Origin of the sequence: Hymenobacter sp. APR13 (genome assembly GCF_000737515.1) — a bacterium.
Taxonomy (GTDB): domain Bacteria; phylum Bacteroidota; class Bacteroidia; order Cytophagales; family Hymenobacteraceae; genus Hymenobacter.
On the sequence record NZ_CP006587.1, the window covers coordinates 1,727,996 to 1,741,350 of the forward strand.

Genomic DNA, 13,355 nt, shown 5'->3' on the forward strand with positions numbered 1-13,355 from the left:
GAATCCGTGATTCTTAAAACTCCGCCGATTTCGGGAAGCGGGGGAAGGGTATGACGTCGCGGATGTTGGCCATGCCGGTTACGAACAGGATGAGGCGCTCGAAGCCCAGGCCGAAGCCGGCGTGCGGGGCGCTGCCGTAGCGGCGCGTATCGAGGTACCACCAGAGGTCTTCCTCGGGCACGTGCATTTCCTGCATGCGCGTACGCAGCTTCTGCAGGTCTTCCTCGCGCTGCGAGCCGCCGATGATTTCGCCGATGCCGGGAAACAGCACGTCCATGGCGCGCACGGTGCGGCCGTCGTCGTCGAGCTTCATGTAGAAAGCCTTGATATCCTTGGGGTAGTTGGTCAGGATAACCGGCTTCTTGAAGTGCTTTTCCACGAGGTAGCGCTCATGCTCGCTCTGCAGGTCGGTGCCCCAGTCCACCGGAAACTCGAACTTCTGCTTGGCCGATTTCAGGATTTCCACGGCCTCGGTGTAGGTGAGGCGCTTGAAGTCGTTGTCGACCACAAACTGCAGGCGGGCCAGCAGCTCCTTGTCGTACTGGTCGTTGAGGAACTGCAGGTCGTCGGGGCAATGGGCCAGGGCGTAGCGCACGAGGCTCTTGAGGAAGTCCTCGGCCAGGTCCATGTTGTCGTGCAGGTCGTTGAAGGCCACTTCGGGCTCAATCATCCAGAACTCGGCCAGGTGGCGGGCCGTGTTGGAGTTTTCGGCCCGGAACGTGGGGCCGAACGTGTAGATTTTGCCCAGCGCCATGGCCGCCAGCTCGCCTTCCAGCTGCCCCGACACGGTGAGGTTGGTGGCTTTGCCGAAAAAGTCCTGCTTGTAGTCTACGTGGCCGGCATCATCCAGCGGCGGGTTCTGCTCGGGCAGCGTGGTTACGCGGAACATCTGGCCGGCGCCTTCGGCATCGGAACCGGTGATGATGGGCGTGTGGACGTAGAAGTAGCCGTGGTCGTTGAAGTACTGGTGCACCGCAAACGCCATGGCGTGCCGGATGCGCAGCACCGCCCCAAACGTGTTGGTGCGGGGACGCAGGTGGGCAATTTCGCGCAGGAATTCCAGGGTGTGGCCCTTCTTCTGCAGCGGATATTCGGCGGTATCGGCCGAGCCGTAGACCGTAATTTCGGTGGCCTGGATTTCCACCGTCTGTCCTTTGCCCTGCGAGGCTACCAGCTGGCCGCGCACGGCAATGGCGGCGCCGTTTTCCACGCCGTCGGCCTTCAGCTTTTCCTCCGGAAACTGCTCGGCGTTGGCCACCACCTGGATGGAATTGAAGCCGGAGCCGTCATTCACGGCAATGAACTGCACGTATTTGTTGCCGCGGCGGGTGCGGACCCAGCCTTTCACCAGCACTTCGCGGTCCAGGTCGGTGCTGCGGAGCAGGTCCTGCACGCTGGTCTTTCGGAGGTCGGACATGAGGTAGTCGGTTCTCGGAGGTTTGGAAATAGATAAGAAAGCAAAGGTAGCGGATTTGGCAGCCCGTTTATATCCTTCTGGCTGTCGTCCTGCGCGAAACGCGGGTGCCGGCCACGGCCAGGGCGCCCCGAAACGGTTTCGCGCAGGCCTGCTACCAGCTGGCGCTGCGCCCGGAATGCCGGCCGCAAGCCAACATTTTCCCCGGAACGCAAGTACAGAAAGGCCTATCTTTGGCTACCATACCCCGTTTTCTATCTGAACAGGGTGCACGCGCTTTTCAGAGTATGCAACGACTGGACATGAAGCAGCTTCTCTCGCAGAAGCTGAGCCCGCAACAGATACAATTCATTAAGCTGCTGCAAATCCCGACGGTGGAGCTGGAAGCCCGCATCAAGGAGGAGCTGGAAGCCAACCCCGCTTTGGAAGAAGGCGACGAGGCCGACGACGACTTCGAGGACCAGGAAACCGGCGACGATAGCAGCGACGACACCGACGACTTCGACGACCCGGACGCCGAGTTCGACAACCCCGACAACACGCTGGAGGAGGACTTCGACCAAGGCAGCGAGGAGCAGCCCGAAATCGAGCTGCCCGCCAAAGACGAGCCCGTGGAGCAAAAGGAGTCGGACAGCGCCGACGACCTCGACCTGAGCGACTACCTCAACGACGACGAAATAGCGGGCTACAAAATGCAGGGCGACGGCCCCGGCGACGACGACGACGACCGGGAAATGCCCCTGGCCGACACCAGCGGCTCGCTCATCGACAGCCTGCTCGACCAGCTGGGCTTCGCCAGCCTCGACGAGAAACAGGAAGCCATTGGTCGCCAGCTCATTGGCTCCATCGACGGCGACGGCTACATCCGTCGCGACCTGTCGGCCATTGCCAACGACCTGGCCTTTGCCCAGAATATTGAGGCTACCGAGGCTGAGGTGGAAAGCGTGCTGCACGTGGTGCAGAGCTTCGACCCGGCCGGCATCGGGGCCCGCGACCTGCAGGAGTGCCTGCTGCTGCAGCTGGAGCGCCGCCCGCAGGACGAGGCCACCGAGCACGCCGAGCAGATCCTCAACGAAACCTTCGACGAATTCACCAAGAAGCACTACCCCCGCATTCAGCAGCGCCTCGACCTCGAAGACGACGAGCTGAAGGAAGCCATTGCCTTGATTCTCAAGCTAAACCCCAAGCCCGGCGGCACCGGCCCGGTGGGCATGGGCAAGGTACAGTACATCATCCCCGACTTCATCCTGACCAACGACAACGGCAGCTTCAACCTCACACTCAACTCGCGCAACGCCCCCGACCTGCGCGTAAGCCCGGCCTACACGGAGATGTTCCGGGCCTACGACAAGGGTGCCAAGAAGGACAAGAAGCTCAAGGAAGCCGTGACGTTCGTGAAGCAGAAGCTGGACTCGGCCAAGTGGTTTATTGATGCCATCCGGCAGCGCCAGAACACGCTGCTGCGCACCATGGACGCCATTGTACGCTACCAGCGCGAGTTCTTCGCCGAGGGCGACGAGAGCAAGCTGCGCCCGATGATTCTCAAGGACATAGCCCAGGAAATCAGCATGGACATCAGCACCGTAAGCCGGGTGGCCAACTCGAAATCGGTGCAGACGGAGTTCGGCATCTACCCGCTCAAGTACTTCTTCTCCGAAGGCATTGCCACCGACTCGGGCGAGGACGCCAGCTCGCGCGAGGTGAAGCACATCCTGAAGGAAATCATTGAGGGCGAGAAGAAAGACCGGCCCCTGAGCGACGACAAGCTGGAAAAGATGCTCAACGCCCGCGGCTACAACATTGCCCGCCGCACTGTGGCCAAGTACCGCGAGCAGCTCAACATCCCGGTGGCCCGCCTGCGCAAGGAGCTGTAGGGCATCGACTTAAGAGAAACGTCATGCAGAGGCGTAGCCGAAGCATCTCGCCAGTGTGGTAACCTCCTTGATTACTACGCTAGCGAGATGCTTCGGCTGCGCCTCTGCATGACGTGCTTTGTTTATGACGTTCTTTCTGCATAACGTTCTTTGTGCTTCACCCCTTTGCCTCCTGCTTCCTTGACCCGCACACTCGCCACGCTCCTATCGGCCGTTCTGCATCCGCTGCTGGTGCCCAGCTATCTGGTGGCCGTGCTGGCGTATGGGTTTCCGCCGGCCTTGCTGCCGCTGGAGGCGCGCTGGCAGGCGCTGCTGCTGGTGTGGGGGCTTACGTTCTGGCTGCCGGGGCTGGCGGTGTGGCTGCTGGTGCGTAGTGGCCGCGTGAGCTCCGTGGAGCTGTATGAGCGGCGCCAGCGCCCCCTGCCGCTGCTGCTGGCCGCCACCGCCTTTGCCGCGGCCACTGCCCTAGTGGCCTCGGTGCCGGCCTTTCGGGCGCCGCTGTTGCCGCTGGTGCTGGGCGGCATCACGGCGGCCGTGCTCCTGACGCTCCTTATTACGTTGTGGTGGAAAATCTCGGCGCACGGCGTGGGACTGGGCGGAGCCGTGGGGCTGCTGGCGCTGCTGGTGGCGCGCCCTGGCTTCTACCCCACCGATGAGCGCGCGGCGTGGTGGCTAGCGGCGGCGGTGCTGGCGGCGGCGGCGGTGTACTGGGCCCGGCTGCGGCTGCAGGCCCACACGCCCGCCCAGCTATGGGCCGGGCTGGGTCTGGGCGCGGCGCTGGTATTGGCTGCCGGCCTGGGCTGAGGCCCGGCATTGTTCGTCGGGTTTAGAAGCTGGTTGACCTGCTGAGAATACAGATTGGTCCAAATGAGAGCCTAGAGACAAATCCGGGAAGTGCTACCATTAGTATGTAGCTACATCAATCAACCTTTCTGCTATGTCCTTCTTTCGTACTCTCGCTCTGGCCGCTTTCCCTCTCTTCTTGGTAGGTCTCTTGTTTCTGGAGTTGGTAGGCCCGGTGGCGCCAGCTACGCTACGTGCTGTCCGTCCGGCCCATACTTCCCTGGTGCAACGGTCTTCGCCGGTGGCTCCGGTTGCTACAAGCCGTCTGGTGGCTTCCTGATACCGGCTGATGCCGAGGCGGCGGCGCGGAAAGCCAGGCCGGCCCCACGCGCTCAAGCCTCACACCCGGATCAGGTACCGGTAAAAACTGTCGCGGTACGACTTGCCAATAGGCAGGCGGATGCCCTTCGTGAGGTTTACTGTGTTTTCCTCGATGCTGATCAAGTGGTCTACGTTGACAATGTAGGAACGATGGATCCGCTGAAACTGCCCCATTGGCAACTGCGCTGCCAGCAGTTTCAGGTTGCTGCTGACCAGTAGCTTCTGCCGCTCCGTCACCACGCTGGCGTAATCGTCTACGGCCTCTATGCAGACAATGTCGGCCATGTCCAAGCGTAGCAGCCGCGACCCACTTTTCACGAATAGGGCGGATGTGTAGCGGGGCATTTGCTCGGGCACAGTGCCCAGAGTGGCTGCCAGCAGCTGTTCGCGCACACGCTGCACGGCTTGCCGTAGCAATACCAGACTGACCGGATACTGCAAAGAAAGGACTGCCGGCAGTTCAAGGGCCTGCGTGGCATGGTGCTCTTGGCTGACCAGTACTATTAGTTCCGACTGGCTACGCAACAATGTCAGCGTATCCAGCACGTTCAGGCCGTCAATGTCGGCTGCTACGAACAAAATATCGGCTTGGCCGCCTTGTCGGAAGAAAGTAAGGGCCTCTTCGGCAGTAGCGCAGGAGGCGACCAGCGTCAGGTCGTCGAGTTGCTGAAGGAGATGTGTGAGGGCAATGCGCTGGTGTTCGTCGCCATCCAGCAAAGCACACGTGAGGGGGGAGGCAGGGTACACAGGTCGGATAAGGGGTAGCCAAATACTCACAGCGCCACGCAATCCATTGCCTTGTGCTTCAAGGATTTCATGCCTGTACTGTTGAGTCTCCGCCCGATACGGTGCCTGACAAAGTGGGTTCAGCCTAACTCGGTGAATCCCCTATATTCACCGGTCAACACGTCTTCCTTATCGTTCTGCGCGCTCAAGCGCTATGTAGCGGAGCCTCACTGGCCATTTGTTGCATCTGCTGGCGTATCAATTCCTGCACCGCTGGCAGGTCGTAGTCGGCTTCCTGCCGGATGTGCTCCATCAGGCCCCGCATGATGCGCTCCTGGCGCTGCCCATTGGCCAGGGCTTCGGCGTAAGGCGTATCGGGTGAGAACGTTACCTGCGAATAAAGTGGCAGCCACTGGTCGGGGTACTGGGCCGAGATGCGGCTTTCAATCTTTTTCTGGAGCAGAAACCGCGGGTCGGCCACCCGGTCGCGCATCTCCTCGAAGTTGTAGATGGCCAGGTCGGCCATGGCGTCGGCATTGGGCTTGCGCTGCTGCTGAAACTGCTGGAAGATGGTGTGCCAGTCGGGACCGTGCTGGTCGAGCAATTCGCTGAGCACGCGGCAGTCCTCAAACCCGGCGTTCATGCCCTGCCCGTAGAACGGCACGATGGCGTGCGAGGCGTCGCCGATAAGCACTACCTCATCCTGGTACGACCAGGGGTAGCAGCGTACCGTCACGAGCGAGCCGGTGGGGTTCTGGAAGAAGTCGTCGGTGAGCTCCGGCATCAGCGGCAGCGCATCGGCAAACACTTCCCCGAAGAAAGCTTCCACCTGGGCCGGGGTCTGGAGCGCAGCAAAGGAGTGCGGGCCCTCGTACGGGAAGAATAGCGTACAGGTGAAAGAGCCGTCGAGGTTGGGCAGCGCAATCATCATGTACTGGCCGCGGGGCCAGATGTGGAGGGCGTTCTTTTCCAGTTGCCAGCTGCCGCCGGGGCCGGGCGCGATGTTGAGCTCCTTATAGCCGTAATCGAGGTAGCTCTGCGAGTAGTTGTAGCGGTCGGTTTTCTGCAGGGCCCCGCGCACGGCGGAGTACGCCCCGTCGGTGCCGAACAGGCGCTGGTAAGGCTGCACGTACTCCTCGTTGGTAGCGGTGTCGCGCAGGTGTAGCTCCTGGTCGCGCAGGTCTACGTGCAGGCATTGCTGGTCGAAGCGTAGCGTCACGCCCGGCTCGGCCTCGGCCAGGTCCAGCAGCACTTGGTTCAGCCCTGCCCTCGACACCGAGTAGATGGCCTGTTGGTTGTGGCCGTAGGGCTGGTGCGTGAGTTGGCCACGCAGGTCGTGCATCACGCGCCGGTACATCGGAATGGCTACCTGCCGCACTTGCTCGCCTACGCCTACACCTTCCAGCGCCCGCCAGCCCCGGTCGGAAAGCGCCAGATTGATGGATCGGCCCTCCGCCGCCCCTACTCGGCGCGGGTCGGGGCGGCGCTCCAGCACCTGCACCGTATGCCCGCGCCGCGCCAGATACAGCGCCAACAACGAGCCTACCAGGCCGCCTCCCATCAATGTGAGCGACTCAGAACCAGTGGAAACAGGGCGAACAGACGCAGACATAGGGCAGACAGGCTGGTGGTGGAACAACTACGAAGCTACAGCTTACCGGCGGATTCTCTGCCGGCCTTGCGCTGGGCTTCGCCTGAAACCCAGTGCGGTTCGACGGGCACCAACCCTATTTCGACGGAAAGCCCAAACCCTGGAGCCTACGCTCAGTAAATTTGAATTATTAAATGAAATTTTATAACATCAACCCTCTATGACACCTCTCGCTGCCTGCCCTGCTTGCCTGCGGTTCCCGATGCTGCCCGTGTCTACCGATCCGGCCACTTGGTGGTCATACCTACGGTCGGCCATGCAGCCAGCCGGGCCGGACGAGGTGCCGGAGCCCCAACCTGCTGCCGAGGTGCCAACTGACACCTCCGCTTCGGTTGCCTCCGACACGTTACGCATCGGCGACTACACTGTCGGTGAGGAGAATTGCCCGGAGCTATACGGGCACCCTGACATCCGTTACTAACCTTGCTGCCGCCTTCGGGCGGCTTTTTTTGCCTTGTAAAATCATCGATTCTGCTCCACTGAGTAGGACTGCGTTCCAGCGAAGCCATAGCATATAAAATTATACGTGTTTAATATTTGTTAAATACCATTATTTGCTTAACAATAAAGATTTGATCTTCAAACGCTTGTGGTATTTTTTGTTAGGCATAACAACTATAATTTTGCGGGATATTCTCTTTTCAACTTTCTCAAATTTCGCTCCTTTTGCGTCTAAATTCCCTATGAAAAAACCTTACTATCTGCTTCTCACTCTGCTGTTTCTGCTGCTGCAGGTAGCCCCGTTGCTGGCGCAGGATGCCGCCGTTACGGTGAGTGGCATTGTGCAGACCGACACGGGCGAGCCGCTGCCTGGCGCCACAGTTTTCGTGAAGGGCACCTTCATCGGCAGCAGCACCGACCGTGAAGGTCGGTTCCAGCTGCGGGCCGATTTCTCCGAGCCGCCGGTGGTACTGTCGGTGTCGTTTGTGGGCTACGAGACGCGCGAAGTGTCTTTGCCCCAGCCCGACAACGCCGTGCAGGTGACCCTGAAAGTGAATGCCACGCTCACCAGCGAGGTAATTGCCTCGGCCTCGCGAGTGCAGGAAGGCATCCTGCAGGCGCCCGTGACGGTGGAGAAGCTCAACACCCAGCAGGTGGAGCGCATCCCGACGGCCGACCTGCAGGTGGGCCTCAACCACTACAAAGGCATCGACGTGAACAGCAGCAGCCTGCTGATGAACTCGCTGAGCACCCGCGGCTTCAACTCGGCCAAGTCAGAGCGTCTGATTCAGCTCACCGACTACTTTGATACCCAGTCGCCGAGTTTGAACGTGAACACCGGCAACCTGACCGGCTTGCCCGAGCTGGACGTGGAAAGCATTGAAATCATTCACGGGCCGGCCTCGGCGCTGTATGGCGCCAACGCCTTCAACGGCGTACTGCTACTCAACTCCAAAGACCCCTTCGTGACGGAGGGCCTGAGCGTGCGCGTGCGCGGCGGGCAGCGCAGCTTCTTCGACGGGCAGGTGCGCTACGCCCAGAAGCTGGGCGAGAAGTTCGCCTTCAAGGTGGTAGGCTCGTACCTGACGGCCGACGACTGGCTGGCCAGCAACTATGCCGCCACCAGCACGCTGGTAGAGCGCCGCAACAACGCCGAAGGCTCCAGCCTGGGCTACGACGCCGTGAACCGCTACGGTGAGCTGGGGGGCTTCACGTTCACCAACAACCCCCAGGACCCCTCCTACTCCACCACGCCCGCCACGCTGCGCGGCAAGACGGTGTTCATGCCCGGCTTCACGGAGCAGGACCTGATTGGGGGCGACGACAAGGCCAAATCGGTGAAAATCCACCCTTCGCTGTCGTACCTGCTCACGAGCAGCGTGAAGCTGACGGCCGGCTTCAACTACAGCCGCGGCACGGCCAGCTACCAGAGCAGCAGCCGCTACCGCTTCAAGGATTTCGGTACCAACCAGTTTCACGGCGAAATCAAGGGCAACCGCTGGTTTTTGCGGGGCCAGTCGGTGCAGGACTTCGGGGCGCAGTCGTATGACCTGAGCTTCCTGGGTTCGTTTATCCAGACTTCGTCCACCAACAACGCAAACCGGCCGACTGAAACCTACGCCAGCCGTTTCTACGAAACGTACGTGGGCACCTTCCGGGCTACCGGCTCGCTGGAGCGCGCCCAGACGGCCGCTAACGCCACCCAGCTGCTGCCCGGCGACCCGCGCTTCCAGCAGCTGCGCAGCCAGATCATCAGCGACGCGACGCCGGGCCGCGGCGCGCGCCTCAACCCCAGCTCGCTGCTGAACGAAGGCAACGCCCAGTACAACCTGCCGCTGGCCGAAGGCACCGACCTGATTGTGGGCGCCGCCTACCGCAAGTTCCGCCTGGGCTCCAACGGCAACCTCTTCGCCGACGACGATGCCCGCATCCAGAACCGCGAAATGGGCGGCTACGCCCAGCTCACGCAGAAGCTGCTGGACGAGCGCCTGAAACTGGCCGTGGCCGGCCGCGTGGATGCCTTCAAGAACTTCGACGCCGCCTTCTCGCCCCGCGCCTCGGTGGTGTACTCGGCTGGTGCCAGCAAGCAGCACAACTTCCGCGCCTCCTACGGCCGCGCCTTCCGCTCGCCCACCCAGTTCGACCAGTACATCCGCCTCGACGTGGGCCAGGTGCTGCTGCTGGGCAACGTAGACAATGGCTTCCAGGGCTACAGCCTGACCAATGCCGCCGGCCAGCCGTTTGGCGCACCGGGCGCGGCCCTCACGTCGTTTGAGTACACGGCCGAAGCCCTGAAGCTGGAGCGCCTGAGCACTTACGAAGCCGGCTACAAAGGCTCCCTGGGCGAGAAGCTGGCCCTGGATGTGAACTACTACCAGAGCTACTATAACGACTTCATCGGGGCGCAGCGCTTCATCGGCAACCGCGACGGCAGCCGCCCCACGGCCACGCAGCTCACCCAGGAGCTGACCCGCCCGCAGCAAAACCCGGCCGGCACGCCCTTCCAGGAGCGTACGTCCCAGACCCGTATTCTGCAGGCCTGGACCAACGCCCGCCAGGAAGTGCGCACCCGCGGTGCCGCCGTGGGCGCCAGCTACAGCGTAGCCCAGCCCCTGACCCTGACGGCCAACTACTCACTGAACGTGCTGGACAAGAGCAACCTGCCCGAGGGTTTCCAGTCGTTCTTCAACACGCCCAAGCACAAGTACAACGTGGGCGCCAACGGCCTCGTGAACAGCCGCCTGAGCTACGCGGTGAACTACCGCTGGGCGCAGGGCCACCTCTACGAGCTGCCCTTCGCCGTGGGTGAGCTGGCCGACTACAGCAGCGTGGACGCCTACGTGGGCTACACTATTCCGCAGTTCTACACCACGCTGCAGGCCGGCGGCTCCAACCTGCTGGACGCCACCAACACCCAGGTATATGGCGGCCCGAACATCGGTCGTCTCGTGTTTGTGGGCGTGCAGGTGGATATCAAGTAGCAGCCGTAGGCTTCGGCCATGCAGTACGGCTACTTGTCCAGAACAGGGAGCCCCCATAAAAAAGACAGGAGGCCGGGTACTATTTACCCGGCCTCCTGTCTTTTTTATGCGCGGCCGGATGAATTTTACACGAGGTCGGATAACATTTATCCGGCCTCGTGTAAAATTCATCCGGCCGCGCGTGAATTTCATGGGAGGCCGGATAAGTTTTACGCGGCCTCCTGTAAAATTCACGCGAGGCCGCATAAACCAGACGCGGGGCCGGATGAAGTTCATCGGGCCCCGCGTGCTGGTTTACACGCTGTAGGGTGCGGGGCTTGCCCCCGCCCGTCGTTGCCCGGAATCGTTGTAGCGGTGCCAACAATTCCGGGCAACGGCGGGCGGGGGCAAGCCCCGCACCCTACCTGGCGGCTTTTCTGGCCGCGCTTTGCTCGAAGCGGGTTTTTGAGCGTGTCGCGGGCGTCCTGGGCGCCGGATATGCCCTGTTTGGCGGCCTGCTGCACCGAGCTGTAGAAAGCCAGCGCCGTGACGTAGGCCTCGCTGCCCAGCTTGATGTTGGTACTGGCCAGGTTGGAGGCCAGCGGCTCCAGACGCCGCGCCACGCGCTGCAGCTGCTGCCAGGCCGCCAGATCCAGGCGCAGACCCGGAATATCCACGTAGCCGGGCGCGAACTGCGGCTGCTGCTCGGCCAAATCCAGGGCCTTCTCAATAAAGGGCAGCGAGGCGTCGGAGGCTTTGGGCAGGCGCTTGATTTCGGTGCCGGTGAGCGTGATGAGCACCGGCGCCAGCGCCGCGTCCAGCGCATCCAGCGCGTCGTTGATTTTCTTCAGGTCGGCGTCGGAGAGCTTGATTTGCAGGTTGTCGGAGGAAGGCATACTGTGGGGAAAGGGAATAAGTGAAAGAAAAACGAGTAGTAGAAAAAGCGGTTAGCGCCGTTCTAGGCGCATATCAAAGCGTCCTTCAGTGACCTGCACAGCGCTTCCGTTGGCGGCTCGACCAGTGAAGTTGAATGTACCCGAGACAATACGCGCCGTGGTATCGAAGCGTGTGATATTCAACTGACCTATAGCGGTGGGGCCGGTCAGATAGGTAATATCTGGGGCGCTTTGGGTATCTATATAGCTACCGTATGACGGGTTAGCAGAAGTAAGCATGGGATTAGCTGGTTGATTTAGTTCAATCAAACCAGGGCTTGAAATATCAGGCACATATATGTAAATGGCCGAGGCATCTCCATCTGTTTGTCTATCGAAGAACATCGTCAACCTAATCCGCCCGTTGCCCACACGCCAGTACACGTTAAATGGGTCACCAGCTCCTAGCTTCGGTGCTTCATAGGGCTTCCAGGCTTTGCCATTAACGAGGCAGCCCATGGTGTTTTTGCCTTCCTGCGTGGCTTTAGGCAGAGCGTCTACTTCCTCTTTTTTACAAGAGGCGCTGAGGAAAACGAGTAGAAGAGTGAGTAAGGTGAATGCTGGCTTCATGGCGAAAAGGGAAAATGAGTTCAACGAAAAAGCCCCAACTACACGGCGTCATCAAGCCGCCAACGTGGCAGCAGGATAACGAGTGAAACAGGGGCAAACGGTGTGTGAAGCAGGGGCGGCACCGCCCGGCGCGGTAGAGGATAGATGCGGGCGGCGGCAGTAGAAGCAGGTAGCGGTAACTATCGGTAGGGATAAGGCTTTTTAGCGCTACGTGATGCTCTCTTGACAAAAAGAATATCTACCTATCTGACTTTATAACTTCAAGGATTCTGCAACAGATAGAGAAGCATCTGCAGCTTATGGGCAAACAGCATCGATTTGTGAGGTTTAATTCCCTGACTTTACGCGCTTCCACTACCCGACCTTACCCGCCCACAATCAACCGAAACGTGAGGTTGAGGCGGGGGCCGGCGAAACGGGCGGTTTTGGGCACGGCGTGCAGCCAATGCTGCTGGGTGGCGCCACGCATCAGCAGCAAGCTACCACTGGGCAAATCCAAGGAAACGGGGGCGTGGGGCGTGCGGGCCGGGTCGCGGGGGCGCAGGCGGAAGCGGCGGGTGCTGCCGAGGCTGAGCGAGGCAATGACGGGCGCAGGCCCTAGTTCGGGCTCGTTGTCGGCGTGCCAGCCCATGCTGTCCTGGCCGGAGCGGTAGAGGTTGAGCAGGACGCTGTTGAAGCGGGCGCCGCTGGCGGCTTCTAGCTGCTGGCGGAGCTGCTGCAGCGCGGGCGTCCAGGGCTGAGGCTCCAGCGCGAGGCCGGAGTAGCGGTAGCGGGCCGTGGGGTCGCCGTGCCAGGCCGTGAGGCGGGGCTGCAGCACTTCCTTGCCGAACAGCTTAATGGGCTCGTGCCGCCAGGCAATGGTGTCGGTCAGCTCCCGGAGCAGGGCCCCGGCGGCGGCGGGCGTCAGGAACGCCTCGTCGAGCAGCACGTCGGCGTCGGGTAGGTGCAGGGAAACCAGCGGCACGGGCGGGGCGGTTAGCGGGCCGTTACTGGCGCTTCATAATCTGCTCCATCTGCTGCTTCACGTCCGGAGGCTGGTTTTTCAGGATGTAGGGCATCAGCAGCTGCAGGCCCCAGACGAGGGCGAAGCAGATAATCATGGGCGGCACCAGGCTGCGGCTGCGGTACGTGGCCGTCTGCACGTAGCGGGGCCAGAACCAAAGCAGGTAGGCCAGCACGGCCGGCACGTTGAACAGCACGATGGCCAGGTACGGGTTCAGCCCTTGCAGCATGGCCCAGGCCATGACGTTGGACACCACCAGCAGATACACCACCATAAACAGCAGCAGCCCCAGCACCGCGCGCTTGCGCCCCAGCCGAAACAGGTTCATGGCCATTAGCACGCCCCCGCCAATCATCATCGACATGGGCAGCATGGAAAACAGCACAATGGTACCTGGCGAGTACAGCGCCGGCTCTTCGGCCGCAACCGGCTGGCCGGCCGCCGTGGCCGGGCGGCTGCCTGGCACCGGCGCGGCGGTGGCTTCGCGGGATTTTTTTCTTTTCCTGCTTTTCCACAATCGGGCCGTATTCGGCCCGGATTTCGGCGGCTTCGGGCTGGGGCAGACCGCGCCGGTCCAGCTCTTCGAGAGCGGCCAGCACGGCATCTTCCCGGTACTC

At 61.5% G+C, this 13,355-nt stretch carries 11 protein-coding genes; 4 read left to right on the forward strand and 7 right to left on the reverse strand.

Translation table 11 applies throughout. The features are described from left to right. Positions 1–13 precede the first annotated feature (13 nt). Positions 14–1,417: an asparagine--tRNA ligase gene (asnS, locus tag N008_RS07185; protein WP_044014855.1), complete on the reverse strand. Its 1,404-nt coding sequence runs from the start codon at positions 1,415–1,417 to the stop codon at positions 14–16. A gap of 284 nt (positions 1,418–1,701) precedes the next feature. On the opposite strand from asnS, the gene rpoN reads away from it, so the two are divergent. After that, the gene (gene rpoN / locus N008_RS07190; RefSeq protein WP_044014857.1) at positions 1,702–3,288 is read left to right on the forward strand and encodes an RNA polymerase factor sigma-54; all 1,587 of its coding nucleotides are present in this window, start codon (positions 1,702–1,704) and stop codon (positions 3,286–3,288) included. A 180-nt stretch (positions 3,289–3,468) separates the two neighbouring features. Beyond that, positions 3,469–4,092 carry a hypothetical protein gene (locus tag N008_RS07195; RefSeq protein WP_044014858.1) on the forward strand — a complete coding sequence of 208 codons (624 nt, stop codon included), beginning with the start codon at positions 3,469–3,471 and terminating at the stop codon, positions 4,090–4,092. Positions 4,093–4,470: 378 nt separating this feature from the next. Here the strand turns inward: N008_RS07195 and N008_RS07200 are convergent, their stop codons facing one another. Further along, positions 4,471–5,199: a LytR/AlgR family response regulator transcription factor gene (locus N008_RS07200; protein WP_156109085.1), complete on the reverse strand. Its 729-nt coding sequence runs from the start codon at positions 5,197–5,199 to the stop codon at positions 4,471–4,473. A gap of 184 nt (positions 5,200–5,383) precedes the next feature. Next, on the reverse strand, positions 5,384–6,790 hold the full coding sequence (locus N008_RS07205; RefSeq protein ID WP_052381298.1) for an FAD-dependent oxidoreductase: 1,407 nt from the start codon (positions 6,788–6,790) through the stop codon (positions 5,384–5,386). A gap of 199 nt (positions 6,791–6,989) precedes the next feature. Here N008_RS07205 and N008_RS07210 point away from each other — a divergent pair, with 199 nt between their 5' ends. Together N008_RS07210 and N008_RS07215 are read left to right on the forward strand one after the other, a co-directional pair. Beyond that, entirely contained in the window at positions 6,990–7,250 is a 261-nt protein-coding gene (locus N008_RS07210) for a hypothetical protein (protein ID WP_156109087.1), read from the forward strand. Between the two features lie 262 nt (positions 7,251–7,512). Further along, positions 7,513–10,251, forward strand: a complete 2,739-nt coding sequence (locus N008_RS07215; protein ID WP_044014865.1) for a TonB-dependent receptor — start codon at positions 7,513–7,515, stop codon at positions 10,249–10,251. Positions 10,252–10,523: 272 nt separating this feature from the next. Here the strand turns inward: N008_RS07215 and N008_RS07220 are convergent, their stop codons facing one another. The 4 genes from N008_RS07220 to N008_RS07235 all read right to left on the reverse strand — a co-directional run bounded on the left by N008_RS07220 (position 10,524) and on the right by N008_RS07235 (position 13,204). Then, on the reverse strand, positions 10,524–11,126 hold the full coding sequence (locus tag N008_RS07220; RefSeq protein WP_044014868.1) for a hypothetical protein: 603 nt from the start codon (positions 11,124–11,126) through the stop codon (positions 10,524–10,526). A gap of 51 nt (positions 11,127–11,177) precedes the next feature. Beyond that, the gene (locus tag N008_RS07225; RefSeq protein ID WP_044014871.1) at positions 11,178–11,735 is read right to left on the reverse strand and encodes a DUF6252 family protein; all 558 of its coding nucleotides are present in this window, start codon (positions 11,733–11,735) and stop codon (positions 11,178–11,180) included. Positions 11,736–12,099: 364 nt separating this feature from the next. Next, positions 12,100–12,699 (reverse strand): alpha-ketoglutarate-dependent dioxygenase AlkB family protein, encoded by a 600-nt coding sequence (locus tag N008_RS07230; RefSeq protein ID WP_044014873.1) that lies wholly within the window; start codon positions 12,697–12,699, stop codon positions 12,100–12,102. Between the two features lie 22 nt (positions 12,700–12,721). Then, positions 12,722–13,204: a hypothetical protein gene (locus N008_RS07235; protein ID WP_044014875.1), complete on the reverse strand. Its 483-nt coding sequence runs from the start codon at positions 13,202–13,204 to the stop codon at positions 12,722–12,724. Positions 13,205–13,355 lie beyond the last annotated feature (151 nt).